General features: G+C 32.9%; 15 protein-coding genes and 1 tRNA gene. 9 read left to right on the top strand and 7 right to left on the bottom strand.

Going from position 1 to position 24,763, the window contains the following annotated elements; translation table 11 throughout:
• Positions 1-8: 8 nt before the first annotated feature.
• From Q4Q47_RS09270 to Q4Q47_RS09240, 7 genes are all read left to right on the top strand, one after another.
• Positions 9-1,406 carry a SusD/RagB family nutrient-binding outer membrane lipoprotein gene (locus tag Q4Q47_RS09270; protein WP_303306373.1) on the top strand — a complete coding sequence of 466 codons (1,398 nt, stop codon included), beginning with the start codon at positions 9-11 and terminating at the stop codon, positions 1,404-1,406.
• A gap of 148 nt (positions 1,407-1,554) precedes the next feature.
• Complete coding sequence (locus Q4Q47_RS09265; RefSeq protein ID WP_303306372.1) at positions 1,555-2,700, top strand: M14 family metallopeptidase; 1,146 nt, start codon at positions 1,555-1,557, stop codon at positions 2,698-2,700.
• A gap of 22 nt (positions 2,701-2,722) precedes the next feature.
• Complete coding sequence (locus Q4Q47_RS09260) at positions 2,723-3,952, top strand: M14 family metallopeptidase (RefSeq protein WP_303306371.1); 1,230 nt, start codon at positions 2,723-2,725, stop codon at positions 3,950-3,952.
• 4 nt (positions 3,953-3,956) lie between these two features.
• Positions 3,957-5,531: an N-acyl-D-amino-acid deacylase family protein gene (locus Q4Q47_RS09255; RefSeq protein ID WP_303306370.1), complete on the top strand. Its 1,575-nt coding sequence runs from the start codon at positions 3,957-3,959 to the stop codon at positions 5,529-5,531.
• Positions 5,532-5,538: 7 nt separating this feature from the next.
• The gene (locus tag Q4Q47_RS09250; protein WP_303306369.1) at positions 5,539-7,068 is read left to right on the top strand and encodes a glutamate racemase; all 1,530 of its coding nucleotides are present in this window, start codon (positions 5,539-5,541) and stop codon (positions 7,066-7,068) included.
• A gap of 11 nt (positions 7,069-7,079) precedes the next feature.
• Positions 7,080-8,417 (top strand): fibronectin type III domain-containing protein, encoded by a 1,338-nt coding sequence (locus tag Q4Q47_RS09245; RefSeq protein ID WP_303306368.1) that lies wholly within the window; start codon positions 7,080-7,082, stop codon positions 8,415-8,417.
• A gap of 33 nt (positions 8,418-8,450) precedes the next feature.
• Positions 8,451-9,752: a dicarboxylate/amino acid:cation symporter gene (locus Q4Q47_RS09240; protein ID WP_303306367.1), complete on the top strand. Its 1,302-nt coding sequence runs from the start codon at positions 8,451-8,453 to the stop codon at positions 9,750-9,752.
• 274 nt (positions 9,753-10,026) lie between these two features.
• On the opposite strand, the gene Q4Q47_RS09235 is transcribed toward Q4Q47_RS09240, so the two are convergent.
• The 7 genes from Q4Q47_RS09235 to Q4Q47_RS09205 all read right to left on the bottom strand — a co-directional run bounded on the left by Q4Q47_RS09235 (position 10,027) and on the right by Q4Q47_RS09205 (position 23,176).
• Positions 10,027-12,630 carry a GH116 family glycosyl-hydrolase gene (locus Q4Q47_RS09235; protein ID WP_303306366.1) on the bottom strand — a complete coding sequence of 868 codons (2,604 nt, stop codon included), beginning with the start codon at positions 12,628-12,630 and terminating at the stop codon, positions 10,027-10,029.
• 105 nt (positions 12,631-12,735) lie between these two features.
• Positions 12,736-15,345, bottom strand: coding sequence for a GH116 family glycosyl hydrolase (locus tag Q4Q47_RS09230; protein WP_303306365.1), 2,610 nt, complete (start codon positions 15,343-15,345; stop codon positions 12,736-12,738).
• 320 nt (positions 15,346-15,665) lie between these two features.
• The gene (locus Q4Q47_RS09225) at positions 15,666-17,381 is read right to left on the bottom strand and encodes a RagB/SusD family nutrient uptake outer membrane protein (protein ID WP_303306364.1); all 1,716 of its coding nucleotides are present in this window, start codon (positions 17,379-17,381) and stop codon (positions 15,666-15,668) included.
• 11 nt (positions 17,382-17,392) lie between these two features.
• Positions 17,393-20,785 (bottom strand): SusC/RagA family TonB-linked outer membrane protein, encoded by a 3,393-nt coding sequence (locus tag Q4Q47_RS09220; RefSeq protein WP_303306363.1) that lies wholly within the window; start codon positions 20,783-20,785, stop codon positions 17,393-17,395.
• A gap of 154 nt (positions 20,786-20,939) precedes the next feature.
• Complete coding sequence (locus Q4Q47_RS09215; RefSeq protein WP_303306362.1) at positions 20,940-22,103, bottom strand: FecR family protein; 1,164 nt, start codon at positions 22,101-22,103, stop codon at positions 20,940-20,942.
• A 117-nt stretch (positions 22,104-22,220) separates the two neighbouring features.
• Complete coding sequence (locus tag Q4Q47_RS09210; protein WP_303306361.1) at positions 22,221-22,808, bottom strand: RNA polymerase sigma factor; 588 nt, start codon at positions 22,806-22,808, stop codon at positions 22,221-22,223.
• A gap of 291 nt (positions 22,809-23,099) precedes the next feature.
• Positions 23,100-23,176 (bottom strand) — tRNA-Ala (locus Q4Q47_RS09205).
• A 352-nt stretch (positions 23,177-23,528) separates the two neighbouring features.
• On the opposite strand from Q4Q47_RS09205, the gene Q4Q47_RS09200 reads away from it, so the two are divergent.
• Together Q4Q47_RS09200 and Q4Q47_RS09195 are read left to right on the top strand one after the other, a co-directional pair.
• Complete coding sequence (locus tag Q4Q47_RS09200) at positions 23,529-23,873, top strand: PadR family transcriptional regulator (protein ID WP_303306360.1); 345 nt, start codon at positions 23,529-23,531, stop codon at positions 23,871-23,873.
• Positions 23,846-24,547 (top strand): hypothetical protein, encoded by a 702-nt coding sequence (locus Q4Q47_RS09195; RefSeq protein WP_303306359.1) that lies wholly within the window; start codon positions 23,846-23,848, stop codon positions 24,545-24,547. Before Q4Q47_RS09200 ends, Q4Q47_RS09195 begins: the two co-directional genes overlap by 28 nt.
• Positions 24,548-24,763 lie beyond the last annotated feature (216 nt).

Raw genomic sequence — 24,763 nt, 5'->3', positions numbered from 1 at the left:
AATTGATTATGAGATTATTTAAAATAAGTTTAGTTATAACATTTTTTTTCAGCGTTATTGCATGTCAAAGTATAGTTGATGATATAAATGATATAGACCCAAATAAGGTTGCCTCTGTAAGTGGAGAAGCATTGTTTACAGGAATACAACTGGCAGATATTACAAGTCAAGCTGGAATTTTAAGTCAAGCTGGAGGTGTTGTTGCTGGCTATTATGTTGGTGCCGATAGACTTGGGTTTATCCAAAATTATGAATACATAAATTCGGATTCTAATAGACCTTGGAGTAATATTTACCAAGGCGTTGTAAAACAAGCTAGAGAATTACGAAGTGGTATTGAAGTGCCTAATAAAGATTTTTTCTATGGGGCATCAAAAGTATTAGAGGCTCATGCTGTTGGAACCGCTGCGAATATATTTGGAGATGTTCCTTTTACCGAGGCTGCTAATGATGATATTTCAACGCCTAAATATGATGGTCAAGCAAATGTATATGCGAGTTTGCAAAGTTTGTTAGACGAAGCCATTTCAGACTTGCAAACCGCTGGAACTAGTGGGAGCATAAGTGAAGATATTTTCTTTGGAGGAGATTCTGGTGATTGGGTTAAGGTGGCTTACACGCTAAAGGCTCGTTTGTATTTAGACGTCAGAGATTATGCGAATGCATTATCTGCTGCACAAAATGGTATTTCATCTGCATCAGAGACCATGAAATATTCACCACCAAATGAACTAGGAGCAGACACCAATTTATTATATGAAGTCATTACAGGCTCTACTACTGGCGGTGCTTTAGCCGCTAACGGCTCATTTTTAATTGATTTATTAGGTACTGGTGCTGAAAGTAGAAATAACACAAAAACAGATGAGGTTGATAGAGCAGCATATTATTATGACGGAACTGATATTAATGATTCAGGTATTGCCGCTGTTGATGAACCAATGAATCAAATTTCTTTACAGGAGAATTTATTAATTTGGGCTGAAACGTCTTTGCGCTCTAGTGCTAGTAATTTTGATATGGCATTAACAAAATTAAATGAACATCGAGCAAACTTAAGAAACGGAGTTTATTTCTCTGTTAGTACTGGCGTTTATGATGATTATGTAAGTGCAGATTTTGAAGTTACTGGTATAGAAAATGTAGATGGATCACTCTCTAAAGAAGACGCCTTATTAAGAGAAATTATTGAAGAGCGCTACGCAACATTCTTTACTACTATTTTAGGATTCAATGATTTAAGAAGAATGAAAAAAGACCCAGTTGCTATACAAGTACCTGTGCCTTTCAATGTGGGCTCACAACACCCAGAGCGTTTCTTATATCCATTTGATGAAGAAAACACCAACGGTGCTAATGTACCGGACATAGCAGATATTTTTGTGAAAACACAAATAAATCAATAGACAAAAAGTTTAATTTTTGAGTTAATTTATTAGAGGTTATCTTTCAAATACTTCTTTTTAAAGATGACCTCTAATTTCAGGTAATGGCGGAGAGTACTCATATTCGCCGTTAGTTAAGATGCTATTCCTAATAGTAAAGCAAATCGGTATGAAGCTTTTTCAATTTATTTTTTATTTAGTCATATTAAATAGTGCGCTTAGCTGTAATAAAAATGTATCTGATGATGTTATTTTTTATACAGATTTTCATAGCTCAAAACTAACGAAAGTAGAAAAAACAGGAGACAACCAGTATACTACATATTTTTCTCCTGCTTTTGAACCAGTAAACAAAAGTCCTTGGTTTGCTTTTGGTATTAGTTCTAAAATAGATAAAGAGATAGTAGTGCAGCTTAATTACGGCAAGTATAAACATCGCTATGTTCCTAAACTAAGTTCAGATAAGAAAACATGGAAAATTATTGATGCACAAAGAATTAAAGTTGACTCTAGCACTGGAATAGCCACATTAAACTTGAGTGTTTCTTCCCAAAAATTATACGTTGCTGCACAAGAAGTAGAATCCTCGGAAGACACCTACTCTTGGATCAATGAGTTATTAATAAAACATCCAGAAATTAAAAAGACAATTGCTGGAAAAACAGTGTTAGATAAAAACAATTATGCTTTAGAAATTGAAGATAACAGTAACCTAAATTCGATAGTACTAATTGCTAGACAACACCCGCCAGAAATTCCTGGAGGGACTATTAGTTTTAAAGCTTTTTATGAAGAATTATTAAGTAATTCTCAAATGGCAAGTGATTTTAGAAGCAAATTTAATATTTATACGTTTCCCTTATTAAACCCTGATGGTGCAGACATGGGTAACTGGAGGCATAATGCCAACGGTGTAGATTTAAATAGAGATTGGGTGGGTTTTACACAACCAGAAACACAAATGGTTGACAAATATCTAACTCGTAAAACGAAAGAAGGAAAGAAAATCCAATTTGCACTAGATTTCCATACATCATATTCAGGACCTTACATGTTAATTTTAGATTCTTTAAATGAAATTAAAACGAATAAAATCATTCCGGATTGGATAGATCGTATTGAAAACAACTCACAATTTAAGGTTGAAGCTAGAAGACGTAGTCAACAATTGCCATACTGCTATAATTATTTTTATAACAAGTTTAATTGTGAAGCAGTGACGTATGAAGAGGGCGATGAAGTAGATAGGCACATCATAAAAAAAAGAGCTCAAGCCTATGCTCGAGAGTTAATGATAACATTTAATAATAAATAGATATAACAACTAAAATATACTTATGATACTTTCTTACCGTAATTCCTTATTGTTGTTTTGTTTAATAATTATAATAAGTTGTAAAAGCGCAGATCCTGTTTCTTTTAAAACTTATGTAGATACGACAACGAAACCTGTTCTGATTCAAAAGAAACAAACCTATGCTTTAGATGATTTAGGTGTTTATGCCAGCAATAACTTTGATGGAGCAAGACTGAATGGATTAAAAAAAGCAAATGATAGTACGGCTATTCTTCTAATAAATCCAGAAAATGAGCCTATTAACAATAGTGCCTATTATTCGTTTAAAGTTTGGTCGAATACAAGTAAGTCGTTTTATTTTACTTTTCAATACCCAAAAGGATATAAGCATAGATATATTCCTAAGCTTAAAAAAGACAAAAATTGGGACATCATAGATTCAACCAATGTCTTCAAAAAAGATAGTATAGTAACCATCAAGCTCGAATTGAGAAAATCTCCAATAACGGTTGCTGCTCAACAAATAAATTCATCCTCAGATGTTAAAACATGGTATACAAACTTAATTAAAGGCAAAGAAGATTATGTACACTTTAGCAATTTTGGAAAATCAAGATTAGGGCGCAATTTACCTGTTTTAGATATTTATAAAGGCGATAAAAAAAACAAAGATGTTATTGTTCTATTAACACGCCAACATCCACCTGAAGTTACAGGTTATTTTGCTTTTCAAGAATTTTTAAAAGCCATTTTAAGTAACTCAAATCTTTCAAATGACTTTTTAAACGAATATCGCGTGTTGGCTTTCCCAATAATAAATCCAGACGGTGTAGATCTTGGGCATTGGCGTCATAATGCAGGGGGTGTTGACACAAACAGAGATTGGTCCGTATACAATCAACCAGAAGTAAAACAAACAGTAGAATATATTACTAAGACTTTAAGAAAAAACAATTCTAAATTAATATTAGGGTTAGATTTTCACTCCACATACGAAGATGTTTTCTATACCAATAAGATTAGAGAAGGAACTACGCTACCCAATTTTATAGATAATTGGTTTAAAGCGTTAGAACAAAACATCCCTAATTATAAAGTAAATGAAGCCGCCGGGAATAGTACCAAACCTGTGTCTAAAGGGTGGTTTTTATATGGCCATAATGCTACTGGTATAACTTATGAAATTGGAGATTCTACCCCTAAAGACAGAATCCAACTAATAGGCAAAGTTACTGCCGAACAGATGATGAGTGTTTTATTAAATAAATAATTTAATGACTAAACCTATACAACAGCCATTGAAAAAACTAGAACTTCTTTTTTTTCTAATTTTAATTAGTTGCTTGATTTCATGTAAAAAAGAAATTAAAGCGGATATTTTAATTCAAAATGGAACAGTTTATAATGGCGTAGATCATATTCCAAATAATTTATCAATCGCTATAAAAGAGGATAAAATTATCTTTATAGGTGACGAGAGTTCCGTTTCAATTAAAGCATCAAAAACTATTGATGCTTCTAAATTAATTGTGTCTCCTGGTTTTATAGATCCACATACACATGCCGACAGAGAATTAAAAGACCCTAAAACGTCCCACAACTTACCTTTTTTAATGCAAGGTATAACAACAACCATAGTTGGTAATGATGGTGACAGTTTTTATCCTACTGAAAAGTATCAAAAATTATATAATGAACAAGGTATTGGTACTAATGCTGTGCAGCTTATAGGTCATCATGAAATTTTAAAAGCAGTTGTTGGGAAAAGTGATGTGGAACCAACGCGCGATGACATTGCTAAAATGCAAGCGTTAATGCAAAAGGAAATGGATGCAGGAGCCTTTGGTATGTCAACAGGATTATATTATGCTCCTGGAAGTTATACTAATACAGATGAGGTTATAGCTCTGGCAAAAATTGTTGCAAAAAACGGAGGCATTTATGATACGCATTTACGCGATGAAAGTTCTAACACTATAGGTTTAGTAGCGTCAGTTCAAGAAGCTATACAGATTGGTCGTCAGGCAAAATTGCCAATACACATTTCACATATAAAATGTTTAGGTGTTGATGTTTGGCATCAAAGTGATTCCATTATTAAAATTGTTGAAGTTGCTCAAAAAGAAGGTATTGAGATTACTGCAAATCAATATCCATACGATGCTTCTGGAACCAGTTTAAATGCTGCTGTTTCGCCTCGTTGGGCAGAAAGTGGTGGAAAGGACTCTTTATTGTATCGTGCAGCGCTTCCTAAATTTAAAGAACAGATTTTTAAAGAAACTAAAGTAAATATTACACGACGAGGTGGACCAACAAAACTGCTCGTTGTAAAATGTAACGACACAACATTTCTTGGTAAGACCCTTCATCAAATATCCAAAATATTAAATATGCCTTCAGAAGAAGCAGTGTATCAAATCCTAGAAACTGGTTATGTGCGCGTCGCTTCTTTCAATATGAATTCTCATGATATTAATAATTTTATGAAACAGCCATGGGTTGTTACAGGATCTGACGGTAATACAGGGCACCCAAGAAAGTACGGTACATTTCCGCGTAAATACCATAAGTATGTCAAGCAAGATGGTATTATAGATTTGGCAACTTTTATTAACGGAAGCACTTCAAAAACGGCAGACATATTTAGAATTCCAAATAGAGGGAAACTTAAAGAAGGATACTTCGCAGACATCATAATATTTAATCCAGAAACTTTTAAAGATATCGCAAATTATAAAGACTCTTTTCAGTATGCAGAAGGATTAGAATATAGTATCATCAATGGAAAACTATCTGTTGAAAATGGAGAATTTACAAAAAAATTAAACGGTAAAGTTTTAAAAAAATAAATGATTTATGAGAAATTTAAACGTATTACTATTAGTTTCATTATTCATATTTAGCTGTAAGCAAAAAGCAAAAGAGACCGAACATGTAGAAGTTAAAAAGCGTACTATTGTTTCAACAATTATAGAAGATAAAGACAACTTTTATCATATAGATTTTAATAATTATCCCTTAAAAGAAAAAAGTTTACCAATTGGAGTTTTTGATTCAGGAACTGGAGGTTTAACGGTTTTAAAAGCCATAGTTAATTATGATGAAAACAACAATGAAAACTATACAAAAGGTCGTGATGGTGAAATAGATTTTAATAAAGAAGCATTCATCTACCTAGGCGATCAAGCCAATATGCCATATGGTAATTATTCAAAAGAAAATAAAGTAGATTTATTAAATGAGCATATTATTAAAGATGCTCAATTTTTAATGAGTAATAAATATTATTCCGATGCTTCAGATACTACCGTTAATACCGATAAACAACCTGTAAAAGCTATAGTCATTGCTTGTAATACGGCTACGGCCTACGGGAAAGAATACATCGAAGAATTCTTAAAAAAAGCCAATTCAAACTTAAAAGTTATTGGCGTTATTGATGCTGGAGTAAGAGGTACTTTGGCTACCATAAAAAAAGATGAAAACGCCATAGTAGGTGTGTTAGCAACTGCTGGTACGGTAGCTTCTAAAGGGTATAGCAAAACGCTATTAAAGTTTAAAGACGAATTTGGCTATACAGGGCATATAGAAGTGTTTTCTCAAGGAGGCGTTGGCATTGCCGAAGCCGTTGACGAAGATCCTAATTATTACGATAAAAACTTAAAGAAACCTCGTAATGACTATAAAGGACCTAGTTTAGATGGCGATGTAAAAATTGATAAAACCCTATTTGATATTTATAATTTCGATTTCGATAATAGCAAAATGCTTTGTGACACCGAAAAATCTGATGACTGCTCAATACTTCAAATTAACGATGCCAAAAATTATGTGCGCTATCATTTAGTAACCCTAATGGAGCAAATACGTCAATCTAAAACCAATAACAAACTAAAATCCATCATTTTGGGATGTACGCATTATCCGTATATGACTGAAGAAATAGATGCTATTTTAAAAGAGCTGTATCGTTACAAAGGAAAAGAAGGCAAGTATTTATATCGTGACTTTATGGTAGAAAATATTCAACTTATAGATCCAGCGGTAGATACTGCTAAAGAGTTACACGACTATTTAAAAAACGAAGCATTATTTAACCCAAATGGAAATATTAAAGACAGTGAGTTTTATATAAGTGTAACAAATAAAGACAACGTTAATAATAAAATAGATGCAGATGGTCGTTTTCCTTACGATTATAAATATGGGCGACATGCTCACGAAATTCAAGAATATGTAAAAGTAGTTCCCTTTAGTAGGGATAATATTTCCTACGATATTTTAACACGCTTCCAAGAACAAATTCCGTATGTATATCAATTGATGCAGAATTTCAATCAAAAAAATGAAAAGACTAAAAGGTTAACAACAGATAGTAAAATATAAATAAATTATTCATGAATTTTAAAACGCTTTTACACAAAAATTTAGTTAAAGTTATAAACTGTATATTCTTTTTTCTATTAGTATTTAATTGTTCTTCTGGAGGTGGAGACGATTCTACTCCACCAATAAATAACAACGATACAACACCGCCAACTGTTCCAACAAATCTAGTCTCTGTAAACACTACTGAAACAACTACTGATTTAAGTTGGACAGCTTCAACAGATAACATAGCGGTGCAAACTTATTTGATTTTTAAAGATGGTTCTAATTTACTATCTAACACGTCTACCTCAAAAACGATTACAGGTCTAGACCCAAACACAACATACACTTTTAAAGTTCAAGCTAAAGATACTGCAGGAAACACTTCTGGTTTTAGCAATGAAGTTTCTATAACAACGCCAGCTGTAACTGCTGAATTACAAGTAGCGTCTGGAGACATAGAAACTTATATGGACAATATAATAGATAATGTTCCTGGAGATTCTGGGGATAATTATACGGTTCCGTCTACAAATCAATTAAATATTTGGAGCTTAGTAATTGATGCCATTCTAGCTGAAAATATTTCTGAAGCAGTATCAAAATCATCCGAAGTCAATTACCAGATAACCGAGTTTACAGATACATCATTATCGCCAAACCAAGTGTTTTATATATTAGAAGAGAAAAGCTCCCAATCTAATTATTGGGGAACCTATGTATTTAGCAAAACACCAACTAGAGACAACCTAATACTTATGGCTCCTCATATAAAAAATGACACTAATACGGGGAAACAAGCTGTATATTGCTTTAAAAACAATGTTGCCAAGGCTGTTTTTATAAGCGGGACACACCGTTGTAATAACTCTGAATCTTCATCTTGCTCTGGTACCACAAGTACTTGCGGTTCTAGTGAGGCTTATCGTGTTTCTGATATGGCTCATAATACGCAATCTGCATTTCAAAAAACTACCGAAAATGTACTAAATACTGTTTCAAATTCAGTCTTCATTCAATTACATGGATTTGGTAAGCAACCATCAGACCCATATGTAATACTAAGCAATGGTACACGTGAAACTCCAACAACCGATTATGCTTCTTTAATTAAAGATGCCCTTTTAATTGAAGACAACTCTTTAACATTTCAATTAGCTCATATTAACACAAACTGGACACGCCTTATTGGATTTACCAATACACAAGGACGTTTAATAAATGCTTCCGCAGATCATTGCAGCACATCGGCAACAACAACATCAGGAAGATTCATTCATATAGAACAAGAAAAATCTAAATTAAGAAACGATGCCGCTGGATGGATAAAAATGAGCAATGCTCTCGGTAGTGTTTTTAATTAATTTCTCATTTAATAGTTACTAAAATTTAATCACATGAAAAAACTCGCATTACATTGGAAAATACTACTCGGCATGTTTTTAGGCGTAGTCGTTGGTTTATTAATGACTAATTTTGAGGGAGGGAAAGAACTCATTCAGGACTGGATTAAACCTTTTGGTAAAATATTTATTAATTCTTTAAAACTCATTGCAATACCATTAATATTGGCAGCTCTTATTAAAGGGGTATCCGATTTAAAAGATATCTCAAAACTTTCAAAAATGGGAGGTAGGACTATTGGTATTTATATTAGCACAACAATTATAGCAGTTTCTATTGGTCTACTTTTAGTAAATATCGTAGATCCTGGGTATTCAATTTCCGAAGGTACCAGAACTGAAATGGTAAGTAATTATAGTGATAATACTACGAAGTACAAAGAAACTGCCAAAACACAAAAAGATGCTGGACCATTAAAACCATTAGAAGATTTGGTACCTGAGAATATATTTTCTTCTGCCACTAGTAATCGTAACATGCTCCAAGTCATATTTTTTTCAGTATTTTTTGGTATTGGTCTTATTTTAATTCCTGAAGAAAAGGGAAGAACAGTCAAAAATTTCTTCGACGGGTTTAACGAAGTTATTTTAAAAATGGTTGATTTAATCATGCTTGCTGCACCTTATGGTGTATTTGCATTATTAGCCGCTTTAGTTGCTGAATCGCCTAGTATAGATTTGTTTAAAGCATTAGGATGGTATGCCTTAACCGTTGCTATTGGGTTATTATTAATGGTAACTATTTACACTGCAATGGTTTTAATCTTCACTAAAAAGAAACCAAAATTTTTCATCAACGGGATATCTCCAGCACAACTTTTAGCCTTTTCTACAAGTTCAAGTGCCGCCACATTACCAGTTACAATGGAGCGTGTAACAGAACATTTAGGTGTTGAAGAAGAAGTAGCAAGTTTCGTTTTACCAATAGGAGCCACTATTAATATGGATGGCACCAGCTTATACCAAGCTGTGGCAGCAGTGTTTATTGCTCAAGCCTTTGGTATGGATCTCGACTTTTCTACACAATTAGGTATCATAGCTACTGCAACTTTGGCTTCTATTGGTAGTGCGGCTGTACCAGGTGCTGGTATGGTCATGTTGGTTGGTGTGCTTGGTTACGCTGGAATCCCTGAAGCAGGTTTGGCATTGATTTTTGCTGTAGATAGACCATTAGATATGTGCAGAACGGCTGTTAACGTTACCGGAGATGCAGCTGTTTCTATGCTTGTTGCAAAATCTATAGGGAAATTAGGAGAACCAAAAGTAAAAGAGTGGGATGATAATTATATGAAATAAATAATTAGGGGAAAGGGCATTGATTACATTTAAATTAATTTCGATTAGGTTACTATCTTAATTGAAAATAAATGAATACAAATTTAATTAAACCCTTATCTACATGCAGATCAAAAAAGCTTTAAAAGATGAAATCTTCTAAAGCCTATTACTACTGTGGAGAAGACCGGATTTGAACCAACGACCTATTCACTGCCTGAATTGAGATTGACGCACCGTACACTATCAAACAGAAGCACACAACACTTATTGTCAGAATTTTACTAGAAAGTTCTTATTTTATTATTACTTCAAAAAGATCTGTTTCCTTTAATTCTATGAAGTCAAACTTTATTTTTAGTTGATTATTCTTAATAGAATAGGTTGTTTTAACTTTTTTCTTATTTAATAAAACCTCTACCGTTGAAGGCGTTTCCTTGTTAACAACAACCAAATTAAGTTGACTTAATTTTAAATTCCCATAATTAAGCTGTAGCTCACACATTTGTTTTTCTTGATCTTGTTTTTGTGAAAAACTGCCCCATCCTTCTGCAACAATAAATGCCGATTTAAAGTTGTTTGGATTAATTTTAGGGTCAAATCCAATGATTCCGTTCGGCCCATGGTAGGTAAAGCCCGAAGCTGAAACAAATGGAGCATAACCACTCATAGCACGCGTATAATGATTCCCATACTCAATTTCATTATACGGATTTCTTTTGGACGGTGCATAACGATCATGAACGGCTCTTTCCACTTTCAGAGCCTCTTCTACAAATCCCTCAGAAATAAGTGTTGCTGCCAATTGATGTTCCTGCCCTGTCCATACCTCACTAAAATAACCTATAACCAGTTTCTCCCATTCATTTTTTATAACTCCAGGAGCCTTGTCTGTTCCGCCTTTTGGAAAGGTACACATGATAATGCCTTGCTCATCTTTATCTGCATAAAAACGCTTTACAGGAATATCTGCATTTTTCAAATAGTCCCCATAGTTTTCCGTGAAATTGTATTTCATAATAGATTGCAATGACTTTTTCACCATTTCTTTTGGTAAAATATCACCCAACCCTGTTTGAGTAGTCCAATATTGCCCCAATAATTGATCTGTGTGACAGCCTATGTTTGTATTAGGAGCTTCTGGATGTTCTGGATCTGTTTTTTGAATAAAATATTCGCCATTAAACAATTCTTTAGAAATATTTTTGTACGATTTCTTTGCTATTTTCGCACATACTCTAGAAAACTTTAGGTCACCCATTTCTTTTGCCATTTCAGCACCTGCTTTTAGCGAAGCTGCATACAAACCACTAATCCAAGTAATTTTTCCGTACCACGTTCTATCTAAGGTATTGTATTGTTTCCCTTCCAAAATACCATCAGCGTAGCCCGTTTTTTCCTTGTCTTGATTAATCATAACTTGGATGGTTTTCTTGATTTTATTCCAATTTTTTTTCAAAAATACTTTATCTCTGGACATCAAATGTTCACGGTAAATACGCATGACAGTTCCAGCATGACCATCAATAGCAAACCCTCGACCATCATGACGACCTAAACCACTAAACTCTCCCCTATATTTAATAATTCCATTATTTGTAAAAGACAAGCCTAGATCTGTTTGCTCGCGTAGTTGACGAGATAAATTAGGAAACACTCTTCCCATCGCTTGCTCGTAATGAAATACATGTGTGCAAGTTCCTTCTCCTAAGTAAACTCCTTCATAGGTATAAAAACGTCCTTCACTTTCTGGAGCGTCTGTTAAATCATTAAACCTTACCGAAGCTGTTGTTGCTAAAGTGCTCACATTGACAAAAGTTCTGTCCAAAAACCATTTTGGTAATGAAGAATTATACCAAGTTCTATTCCATGTTTTGGTGGCTTCCAATAGGTTATTATTCTTTAATAAATAATCAGACACTTCATTAGAATTATTAAAATACGTCGTATAATAATGTCTTAGATTTTCTTTGTTTTTCCAATGGTGCCCTCCGTTCCATAAATTGATATTTGGGAAATACCAACTTAAATGAAATGTAAAAGTTTTGCTTTCTCCTGGCTTTAAAACTGTAGAACCAGATACGCTACCTACTAATTTATTTCCAAGATTTGTAGAAGCTTTCTTCTTGTTTCCATCTGCACTAAAGATGCGTAATCCTTTTGAATCCTTTGACTCCGCCAAAGCCTTTCCTTTACCAACCAAAGTCAAACTCATAGAGCCCCAATCTGGTAATTTATCTTTAAATTTATCATCACTCTCGCATACCAAACGTGTATATTCTTCTGTTGAAACCACCTTATTTGTATGCTTGCCTTCATGACCTTCTGCACTTAAGAAACTCGACATATTTTGTAACCACCCAGATAATTCTATACTTACATCTTCATCGTCTTTATTGGTAACGGTATATTCTAATATGGTGACCGGTAGTCCGGAATTCTTAGCATCTGTTGGAATGAATGGCGTATAAGCTTTTAAGTTTGCACTTATTGGTAATCTATCATCATTATAAGAAACTTTGCCAATAGGGTATTCTCCTTCAAATTGTACATCTGAAAAGCCAGTACTGTTTAAAGGCCTAACTAGAACACGATCGCCTTGACGTATGGTTAGTCCAAAACCATTTTCAAACTTTTTTTCTTGGGTTAATGGGTTTTCATAATATCTATGTCCACCTTCACTACCTGGATTTAGCATAGATACGTTAAATATATCCCAATACCACAATTGACCATCTCCTCCAAGATATACCTGTCCTGCACAGATACCACCAACAGGCATTCCTATATATTTTAATTCATTAGTGTCATTATTTTGCAATTCATTTTCACTTTTTTGTTGAGCAGTGATCTTCATTACAAACAATCCTAAAAAAATAAAGATGCTTAATTTTTTCATATTCCTATTTATTAATAATATTACGTTTTTTCATAACTTAAAAAACAGTTTCAATTTAGTTTATCGAGATCGTGATCTTTAATATTCTATTTGGGTTCTGAAGCACTAATACTCGATCTTAGTTTCAAGAATATCAGCGGAATAAAAGGGCGTTCTTTTAAAATTTATTTGTACCGTTTTCTCCTTCTGCTTAAAATTAATTGCTATTTTCTTGTTATTCTTTAATAGAAAAACAGATTTGACATGCTTATTAGATGGGATTTCAAAATTCAATTGAGATAATTCCAATTTACCATTTACAAGGTTCAAATTGTTATGCTGAACATTATTTTTTCTGGTTTGAGAAATGTTTCCCCACCCTTTTGCTGTTGTAAAATAACTTTCAAAGTTGCTTTTTTGAATTTTTGGAGCAAAACCCAAAATGCCTTTTGGTCCATCATAAAAATAATCCTCTAAAGCAATTAATATACCCCATGAAGCAAGTGCTCTTGCATAATGATCACCACATTCAATTTCGTTCCAAGGATTATGTTTTTCTGGTCTATACCTTTCATGAACTCCTTTCACTATAGACAAACCTTCCTCAATCATGTCATCGTAAATCATGTTTGTTGCTACCTGATATTCAATTCCTGTCCATACTTCATTTCTGTATCGAACGGCATTTTCATTTAAATGTTCACTAATTGGCCAAGTACAATTTAATAGTCCTGGTTCTCCTGCGTTGGCATAATTTCGTTCTGGTTTAAATTTTGATACATGAGGACCAATGTCTTGAGTCCAATTGTACTTCCAGATGGATTGTAAAGCCTTATCGACATATTCTTTGGGATAGATATACCCTAAATTTAATTGGTGTGCCCATGTTTGTCCAAATAGTTGATCGCTTAAACACCCATTTGCATATTGAAATTTTGGATGCTTTTCTAAATCAACATCTTGGAAAAAATATTCGCCATTCCATATTTTTTTTACGGATAATTCTTTTCCGCTTTTAAAAATATCATGGCATTTTGTAGCAAAATCGGTATCATCCATAATCAGAGCCATTTCTTCTGCTGCTCTTAAAGATGCTAAATACAGCCCTCCAACATAACTATTCGCGCCTTCAAAGCTAATATCGTATGTATTGGATTGCTTTCCTTCTATTAATCCATTCAAATTTCCATCATGTTTAAACGCAAATTCCATTGCTTTTTTTATTTTACTCCAGTTCCTAGATAGAAATAATTGATCTTTTGAAATTAGGTATTCTCTATATGATTTTAGAATAGCGCCTATATGCCCATCTAATAATACACTGCCCCAACCATTACGTGCTTGTATACCTCCATCATCTCCAAAAGAAGTTTCTAAATCTGTTTTTTCTCTAATATTTCGTTCCAATTCTGGAAATAATCTGGCTATTGCTTGTTCATAATTATAAACATGTGTACACGTACCTACACAAGATCCTACACCTTCCCATGCCCAAAATTTGTCATTGGCCCACCACTGACATGTTTCGGTTGCTAAGGTGGATACTGGCATCATAATTCGTTGTCTTAACCAATATGGCAAGGTCGATTTATTATACCAGGAATCATGAAATTTATATGTGTTTTGAGACAGGCGTTGTATATCATTTTTTAAGTATGTTGCCACATCTATAGATGAATTAAACCAATTGGCATACATATTTCCTATTGACTCACCTTTTGTAGGTATGGCTTTATTCCAGTTGCCGCCATTTCCATATTGTTTTGGTCGATTTGGAAAATACCATGTCAATAAAAAAGTAATTTCTTTTTCTTCTCCTTTATTAAGACTAATATTACTTTGAACACTCCCGATTAATTCTTCTTGTATAGCTTTAAGACTGATCTCTTTTTCTTTTTTGATTTTATCTGTAAAAACTATTCCTGTGCTTTGAATTAATGAAAGTGACATGTTTCCAAAGTAAGGGTGAAAACTTTCTGCTTGGTTTTCAGGAATATAATCCATGTATAAGGTTTGCATTTCTTCAGTTTGCTTAACCTGATTTCTAATAGTACCTTTAATGTCGTTTTTTAAATCTGCCATCACCATATTCTGAAGGTACCCAGATAAACTAACCTTTAGTTCTTTTGATGATCTGTTTTTTATTTTAAATTTTAAAATGGTTCCAGGAGTTGCCGATTCTTTTGCATTCAAAGGAATAAATGGTGAAAACACCTCCATAGTTATATCAACAGGTAATGCTTTCTTTTTATCTTCATACAATACCTTGGCAATGGGATATTCCCCAATAAAACCAATATTGTTAAACCCTGTTTTATCAAGTTTTCGAGTATACAATTTGTTCCCTGATTGTATTTCTATCTCGAAACCTTGTTCAAAGTAACTAAATGGTTCGAATGTTTGATAACAAACTTTCCAAGGGCCTTGAGCTGTTTCAAAATTTAATAAATGGTCAATACCATAACCTGTATTGTAGGCATTATTAGCAATCCACCAATTAGCCAGTGTTCCATCACCCCGAACATATAATTGACCTGAAGCAATTCCTCCACAGGGCATTCCAATAGTATTTAATTCTTCGTCTCTATATATTTTTTGCTCTCCCTTTTTATATAAAGATGCCTTCCATTCTTTAGACAAGTTCTTATTTTCTTTTATTATATGTCCAAATTCATTTTGAGATATCCCAATTTTAGACATCAAACAGATTAAAACTAATACTCCAATTTTTTTCATAATTCTATTTTTTCGAATATCTTTTATTCACACAATTAGTAATGCTATTGTCTTTCAAAACTATATGTTATCTAGAAGGAAGTCTACCAAAAAACCGCTCAATTATAATACTCTTTTGGCTTTAGAATACATCGAAAAACGACTAAAGCATCAAAAAGTTTAATATCCCTTATAAATAATTAAATCAATGTGCTAGCTGTAGTGATTGTATAAGGCCATGAGGCTTAGTAAAAAAAGCTGCAATAATAAAATATCATTGCAACTTTTAGTACTAAACTCAAAAACTAATTATTAAATTTTTATTTTTTTTAACTTATCAATCAATTCCATCCAGGATTTTGCTCCATCTCGGTTAGCTCCACTTGATTTGTAGGTAACGGTTGTAAATAATGTTTATTAGCATCAAAAGAACGTGCAGAAACATCATCAACAATCATAAACCCATCAGCATCTAATGTTACAGATAAAGTGTTCCAAGGCGCATCGGTTTCAAATTGAGTTCCAGCATATTTAATCCCTGTAATGGCTTTTGGTAATTCTATTTCGGCTGTTTTCCAACGCCTTAAATCATCATACCTAAGGCCTTCCATGGCTAATTCTATAGTCCGTTCTCTACGAATTTCGGTTAGCATGTCTAGACCATTATTAGTCACTAGAGCATTAGTTAAATTTGCTATACCTGCTCTATCTCTTAAAACATTAATCGATTTATTTAAATCGGCATCAGATATAGATCCGTCTTTTTCAAAAGTAGCCTCAGCAAAGATTAATAGAACTTCGGCATAGCGCAATACGGGGTAATCAACTCCGTTAGGGCCAATAATTTCAGGGTGCAACTTATGCAATGTATAACCAGTGGTTGTTCTGCCAGGTATTTCAATGGTATTAGTGAAACCATTAGCCATAGGATCCGACCAATCCCTTTGCCATACCGTTTGTCTATACGACCATTGTTGCTCAAAAGGTACCATCATGATACCAGCCATACGTGAATCTCTGTTAATATATTCGTCTCCTACTAAATCATAGCCTTGAAATAACGGGGATTTATCTATAGGTAAACCATCCGTACATAAATACATATTAGCTAACTTACTGGTTGGAGAGAAGCCTCTTGGATCTGCTATACCACCGCCAACTTCTCTTCCTCTATCAAACCTACGCTCAATAATAAATTCTTTATTATCATTTTTTGTTAAATTCGCTGCATTCGTTTTATTAGCTTGTTCTAAAATAAAAAAGTACTTGTAATTATCTATAGCACTACCTCCAAAATCTGCTGTGTGATTAAAGATTTCATATTCATTGCTCGAGATAACTGCATTTGAAGCTGCAATAGCTTGATCTAGTAAATTTCCAACTGAACCGCCATGATATTTTCTCCAAGTCCCTTCAAAAAGAGCAACTTTTGCTTTAAAGGACAAAGCAGCTCCTTTAGTAATTCTGCCATCTGAATTACCACCTTCATAACTACTCTGTTCTGGTAAATCTGAAATAGCCGCATCTAAGTCTGTTAAAACTTGTGTTATAACCTCTTCTCTAGAGTTACGTGCTTTAAATAAGATTTCTGTATCAGTCGTATTTAATATTTGAGTAATTAATGGTACGCCTCCATAATTTTTCACTAAATTAAAATAAGCATAGGCTCTAAAAAAACGTGCTTCGGCTGCATATATGACAGCCTCCGTTTTTAAACTAGCATCTTCTAAAGCATCATATTTTTGTAATAAAAAGGTGGTTTGTCTTATTCTATCATAAGACCCATTCCAAAAGCCAGATTCTTCACTCGTTACATAGGATCCATTACTTATATTATTGGTACCTAATCCAAACATTATGTCAGATTGACGATCAAGTCCAGGTGTACCAAAACCAGATAATGAACCATAATATTGATTGGCGAATTCTTCAAAATCACTAGCTTTTTTAAAAAAAGTAGTTTCAGAAACTTCAGTTACGGGAGCTAAATCTAAGTCTCTCTCGCAAGAAAAACATAAGCTAGCTATTATAATTATATTTAATATTATTTTTTTCATAGTAAACTTATTTAAAATGTTAAATCTATACCAAATGAATACGATCTTACAAATGGCGTAAAAGCAGAACCAAAAGGTCTTTCTGGATCTGATCCATCTGGTAAATTCTTATTGGTTAATTCCCATAAGTCAACACCACTAAAGTATACGCGAAACTTACTAATTCCCAAATTATCCATCACCGCACTTGGAATAGTATAGCCCAATTGAATATTTTTTAATCTCACATAAGCGTTATTTATCTTTCTGTGTGGAGCGTTAGAGTGCATTTGATAGTTATTAAAGTCAATGCCTCCATTGGCACTTAATCTTGGGCGTAAAGCATTAGGTCTATCTGGAGACCATGTTGTATTATATGTATAAGCAAAGGGCTGGTTCCACCAATCGCTTCCTACAGGAGAGTCGTTGGTATAAATATTCCATTTTCCAACACCTTGAAAAAAGGCAGAAAAATCAAAACCTTTATAATCAAAACTTAAATCTAGAGAAAATATATTGTGTCTTCTCCCATCTCCTAAATTTACCATATCTCCAGACTCTGGATCTCCTTCTTTATAAGGGGTAAACTCAAGTTCTCCATCACCATCTAAGTCTTTGTAACTAGCATCCCCAGGCTGAAAAGGGAATCCGGCAAAGTTAGATGCAGTGTTTGCTTTATAGTCATCAGCTTCTGCTTGGGTTTGAAAGAATCCATCAAACACAAAACCATAATAAGTATCTGTGCTATGGCCTTCAAGAAAATTATTCTGACCCTCTGAAATATTCCTACTATCATCTAATCGAGTAACTTCGTTAGTATCATTATTCAGAGTAGCTTTTATAGAATAATTAAAATCTTTTATATTGTCTTTCCAACCTAAAGAAAGTTCGTATCCTTTTGATTTTAATTCCCCGCCATTAACAGTAACCGTATTAATTCCTAATGTTTCTGGAAACACCAATGAAAGTAACATGTCTCTAGTGTGCTTTTTAAAATAATCGAAACTACCCGATAATCTAGAATTTAAAAAAGAAAAGTCAACACCAATATTTCGTACCTCAACAGTTTCCCAGGTTCTATTTGGGTCTGCTAACGTACCTATTGAAGCACTATTTCCTTGTATGGGTGATCCATTAGGACCAAATAAAGGAGCGCCACCCTTGCTTATTCTGGAAATATGATCGAAACGACCAACATTATTTTGGTTTCCTAATTCTCCCCAAGATAGTCTTAATTTTAAATAATTAATACTGTTATTGAGGTTCTCCATAAATCCTTCTTTAGTAACTATCCATCCCACAGATGCACCAGGGAAATAACCGTCTCTAAACCCTGAAGCAAATCGAGATGATTGATCTTTTCTTATCGTAGCATTAAATATATACTTTCCTTGATAGTCGTAACTTAATCTTGAAAATAAAGACTTGATAGCATAATGACTACCAGACTCACTATTAAACTGCTCTTCTGGATCTCCAAAATCTAAAATTGGGAAATTTTCGTCACTAAGGTCATTTCTCCATGCTCTAAATCCGTTGTCAAAATCTTCCTCATGGGCAGTACCAACCATTAAACTGAAATTATGCTCTTTTATATTTTTTTTGTATGTCGCATATAAATTTGCTGTATTATGCGTTGTTGATCCATACTCATTACTGATACTATTCCGTTGAGATCCCCAAGCAGAAGGGGTGTCGTCCCATAGGTAAAATCTATAGATTCTTCCCAAATCCTTTCTTTCATCAAGTTCTTTAAAAGTTGCAAACTGTGCATTAATGGTTAAATCTTTAATAGGTTTGAATTCTGCATTAAATTGCAAGTTTATATTCCTTCTAATTAGTTTATTCTCACCACCTAAAGCAGCATGACCGTTTGGGGAAGCAAACCCTCCAAAATGATAAAAATTACCTTCGGGTGTTGTAACTGGTTGACTTGTCCATGCGCTTTGCATAGCACCTAGCATTCTACCATACCTGTTAGGTGTCATAGTTGTTTGTTGATCCATAGAAATATTTGCGCCTATGGTTAATTTGTCTTCTATGACTTCATAATCATATCTAGTTCTAAAAGCTAGTTTTTCATTTGAATTTGCCCCGTATTGTAATTGACTTTGTTGATCTAAATATTGAAATGAGGTATAGTAATTACTTCTATCGCCTCTACCAGAAATAGATAAGTTATGGTTTTGCCAAACCGATGTTCCCCACATAGTCTCCATCCACTCATTATGTCCTGTCCATAAGGTAGGTGTATCAGAGAATGGTCCTGGTATTATTTGAGGGTTGGATAAATCTGCCGCAAATACTTGATCTTGTATGCCTGCAAAAAAATGATTTGGAACGCCATCATTTACCCAAGCTTCATTGAACATTTCAAAATGCTGTTTTACATTGGTTCTTGCTAAAAAGTTTCCAACAGTATTTATAGATAGGTTAGAAGTATATCTTACAGTCGGTTTAGAAGATTTCCCCTTTTTTGTGGTAATTAAGATAACGCCTCCGGCTGCTCTTGATCCATAAATAGCAGCTTGAGCATCTTTTAACACTGTAAATGTTTCTATATCTTCTGGGTTAATGGATTCTATAGCTCCTGTTCCTAAAGATCTTTGCGGAATCCCATCAATAATAGTTAGAACACCCGTACTACTTCTTGAAGTTTCACCTCGTATTTCAAAAGCATTGCCTTCATTTCCTAATTGACCACTATTTCTTACTACAAGCAACCCAGGAATTCGACCTTGGATTGAATTCACAATGTTTGCAGCTGGTTTTGCTTCAAAATTTTTAGCTCCTACGGTTGTAACGGCACCTGTTAGAGTAGCCTTGGTTTTTGTACCATAACCTACTACTATAACTTCATCAAGCACAGCTGTGTCTTCTTGCAATGTAATATCAAAAGTTGTACGTCCATTAACAGCAATTTCCTGAGTTACATACCCAATATAAGAAAAGACTAATATGGCATTTGCATTGGTTACTGTTAAATTAAAGGCACCATCAAAATCACTTTGAGTACCATTTTTAGTTCCTTTTTCAATAATTGTTGCTCCAGCCAATGGAACACTATCACTAGTAGTTATAACTCCAGTAATTTGTTGTTGATTGAGAGCTGCATTTATTCTTTTTTCATTAATAACAATAACATTGTCTTGAGTTAGTTCAAAATTAAGTTTGTTTTGAGTTATACTTAATTTTAGCAACTCACCTAATGTTATCTCTCCTTTTTTCAATTCGACCTTTGGCGCATCTTTAAAGAGCCCTTTAGGATAAATAAAAGCATATTTTGTTTGCTTTTGGATGATCCTAAATACGTGATCTACAGAAATTAATTGGTCTTTGTTGATGATAACTTTCTCTTGAGAGTAGGTGTTTTCTGTGGTTAAACTGAAAACTGTCGTACAAAATAAAAGAATAAACGTTTTCATGATCGAGAGTAATAGTCGTTTTCGAATGAGGGAACGACCGCTGAGTAATTTAATTTTCATAAATTTGTTAGGTGTTAGTTAAACATTTAATTAATACATGGTTTAGGGGTGAAGTATTATGATGTGTCCAAATATCTTTACTTCACTCCCTTTTTTATTCTATAATTACTTTTTTATCATTGATTCTATAATTTTTAATAGTTCCAAATTTTTTAATGTTTGACAGGATATCTTCTATCTTTTGATCCTTTCTTAACAAACCATTGAATTCTTCTTTTTCAATAGCCTTATTAATAAAAATAACATCCATATCATACCAGCGAGATAAAACTTTCATAATATTTTTAAGCGGCTTTTCTTCAAAAATGAAGAGACCTTCTTTCCACGAAATTTCGTTATACACATCCACAACAGTAATATTTATACTGTTAGTTTCAATATTTAAGTCTGACTGCTGATTAGGTGCTAAGGTTTGATTTTCTTTATTAGCACTTATGGCTACTTTACCTTCTACTAAAGTTGTGTAAATATGTGTTTCGTCTTTATAAGCTTTTACATTAAACTCCGTTCCTAATACATCTATTTCCTGAGCAGAATTATAGACTTTAAAGTTTGCTCCCTTATGTTTTGAACTTGGGGATACGTCAAAATAAGCTTCTCCATAAACCAACTCTACTCTACGGGTTTCGCCTTCTACAAAATGTATTGGGTATTTTAATTGTGATTCTGAGTTCAACCAAACTCCTGTTCCATCAGATAACTTTAAATAATATTGTCCTCCTCTTGGTATGGTTAAATAGTGATAAGCTATTTTTACTTTTGGTTTTTTCAACGGAGCAGCATTATATATAATTTTTTCACCGTCACTTGTAGCATTTTTATCTGAGTAATTTTGGTTTTTCTCTAATACTATTTCTGTCCCATCACCAAGTGTAAGCGTCGCTTTATCTGTTCCTGTTTTTATGTTATGATCAACAATTTCTTGTGTTTCATTTATCGATTCATTGGAAAAAGAACCTTGCTTATAAAAATACCCTAACCCTATTAATATTACTATGATGGCAGCATATTTTAGTATTCTTGAAAATTGTAAATATTTTGTCTTTACATCGTTCTTATTTGAACTTGATATTCCTTTCTCAACTTTTGAAAGGACGCCTTTTAAAACAAGATCCTTATTAGGAATTTCTGCTGGCCAATCATTTGTTTTTTGACAATATTTATAAAAATTAACCAAAAGCCGAATTTCATCATCAGAGGCCTTACCTTCCTGAAACTTATCTATTAATTTTATCAGATATTCTTTATCTATATGCATCTATATTATAAACCTTTTAGGTTAGGTTTCAATAATAGAGAGTCTGAAATAGGCAATACCCCTGAGTCGAAATTAAATTTTTTTTAGAAAAATTTTAAAAAAGAAGATTATTATGCTCTAAATAGTCATGATATGATACAAAAAGGCAACTATTTCAATGGAGTAAGTATGTCCTAGTGAAGACCTTATCGCTTTTAAAGCTTTCGTGATATGAGTTTCTATAGTTTTGGTTGAAATGTTTAATTTTTCAGCTATTTCTTTATGACTTAACTGTTCATTTCTACTCATTTCAAAAACTAAACGACATTTTTCAGGTAATGATTCAATAATAGAATTAATTTGAGCAATTATTTCTCTTTGGATTAATTTAGTTTCTGGATTACTTTGTTGAACATGTGTGTTAAATCCTTCCAAAAGCTCCACATTCATTTTATCACTATTCTTTCTATAATAGCCATAAACTCCATACATTACACTAGCATAAAGATAACTTTTGAGTGAGGTCTTAATATTTAAATGTCCTCTTTTGTTCCAAATATTTATAAATACCTCTTGAAGTATGTCTTCACAAATTTCTTTGTTCTTCAACATATTATAAGCAGAAATAAAAAGCTCCTCAGAATATTTTTCGTGCAGAATGGAGATAGATTTCTCATCTCCTTTTTTTAAAATTTGTAATATCTCATCATCAGAAATAAAATTCAAATCTGGCTTATTTTCATTTTGTGGTTTAACAAAAATAGATATATTATAAAATAATCCGTATAAATAGGCATATTATCTTTGAAATCATTTTTTTATCAAACTCTTTTACAACACTTTCTATCATGGATTCATGAGTTAATTAAAACAGGAAACCAAATTCAATGAATATTACTTACAAGTCAATGTTTATTTAAGCGTTCTGGAGATAGAAATTAGATTTTAAAACTAGGTATATTTGGGTATTCATAAAAAAGCTTTAAAAGATGAAATCTCTCAAAGCCTTTCTATTACTGGTGGAGAAGATCGGATTCGAACCGACGACCTCTTGACTGCCAGTCAAGCGCTCTAGCCAACTGAGCTACATCCCCTTTGCCTTTATCTACAACACCTCACAGTGTTTACAAGCGTTTTGCAAGATTAAAGTAATGTTGCATTTACCTGTATTTGGATGCAAATATATACATTTAGGTGCAAAAACCCACCACCAAAACCCACTACCATTTTAATTTATTATTTCAAATAATTATGTTTATTTACCTGTAGGAAGTCTCTTTAAAAAGTATTAGAGATATGCACCAATTGGCGTATCTATAGTAAAAATAAACACATTAGTCTGTTTGTTCAATTGTTGTAACAAATACTGACCTATCCAAAAATAACACCAAATTATTTTTTACACATCGAACTTCAATGTATATTTGTTTTCTAAATTATTATATAATGGAAAAATTATCAAAAGAATTGATTGGAGCATCTTCAACACCAATCATATTGTCAATTCTCACAAAAAATGAATCTTATGGTTATGAAATAATCCAAAATATTAAAGAAATATCTGGTGGAAAAATTGAATTCGGAGAAGGAACTCTTTATCCAGTTTTACATAAATTAGAAAAAAAAGGGCTAATTCAGTCATCTTGGAAGGTTGCAGAATCTGGAAGAAAAAGAAAATACTACAAAATTAGTAGTGCAGGAAAAAAAGAGCTTAAAATAGAAAAAGAAAATTGGAATACTATTAATCAAATAATAACAAAAATATGGAAAATAGAACCGAATTTAATTTAGAAAATAATATTCAACAATGGAAATCTAGTCTTACTAAGAAAAACAATTTGACTAAATCAAATATCATTGAACTTGAAAATCACTTATCCGATTTAATTGATGATTTGGAATCCAAAGGACTGAACAAAGAAGAATCATTTATCATTGCAAGGAAAAGAATTGGAAAAACTGATGACATTTGTTTAGAATTTGATAAAGTCAATAATGACTTTTCTTTTATTAATAAGAGTCTTCCTTATTTAAAAGGCGCCTTGATTTGTATTGCATTTATAATTTTGAGCAAATTGTTTTTAATTATTACTCTACTCTTATCTCAAAAATTGAGTATTGACGAAACAACATTTAGTATTATTTCTATATTAATATTAGTTTTTACTCCAATTTTATTCTTCAATAAAATATTTTTTAATTTTAAACATGGGAAACCATTTTTGAGTAAATTAACCAATGTCAATGTACTAGTTGCATTAATTCTTATATCCTCTGTAATTACATTTAGATTAAGTGCTCAGGTAGTTCTTCCCGGTATAAACACTTCAGAAGTAGCAGATTTTTATACAATGGAAATCAATTTTACTATTTATAAAATGTTAAGTGGGTTTATATTATTGACAACATCACTAATTTTCTTTTGGAGGAACAAAAAATATAATAAATTAAAATACACTGAGTAAAGTGCAAAAAACGGACTATAGTGAGTCCTCAAAATCTGGAGAAAGTGAGTTACTTAAAAAATTCATTCTGGTCAAACCCTAAAAGGACCTACAATAATTATTGCTATGCTCAATTTAATCTACTAGAAGAGGCTCACATTGACCGTCCTACCCATCAATAAGAACTGAATTCAAAATCATTTAAGTGCAAAAACACCACCTTTTTAATTTTATTTT

Source organism: Flavivirga spongiicola (assembly GCF_030540825.1).
In the GTDB taxonomy this organism is placed as follows: domain Bacteria; phylum Bacteroidota; class Bacteroidia; order Flavobacteriales; family Flavobacteriaceae; genus Flavivirga; species Flavivirga spongiicola.
The sequence above is the reverse complement of the archived record's forward strand: the minus strand, read 5'-3'. Positions and strand labels throughout refer to the sequence as shown.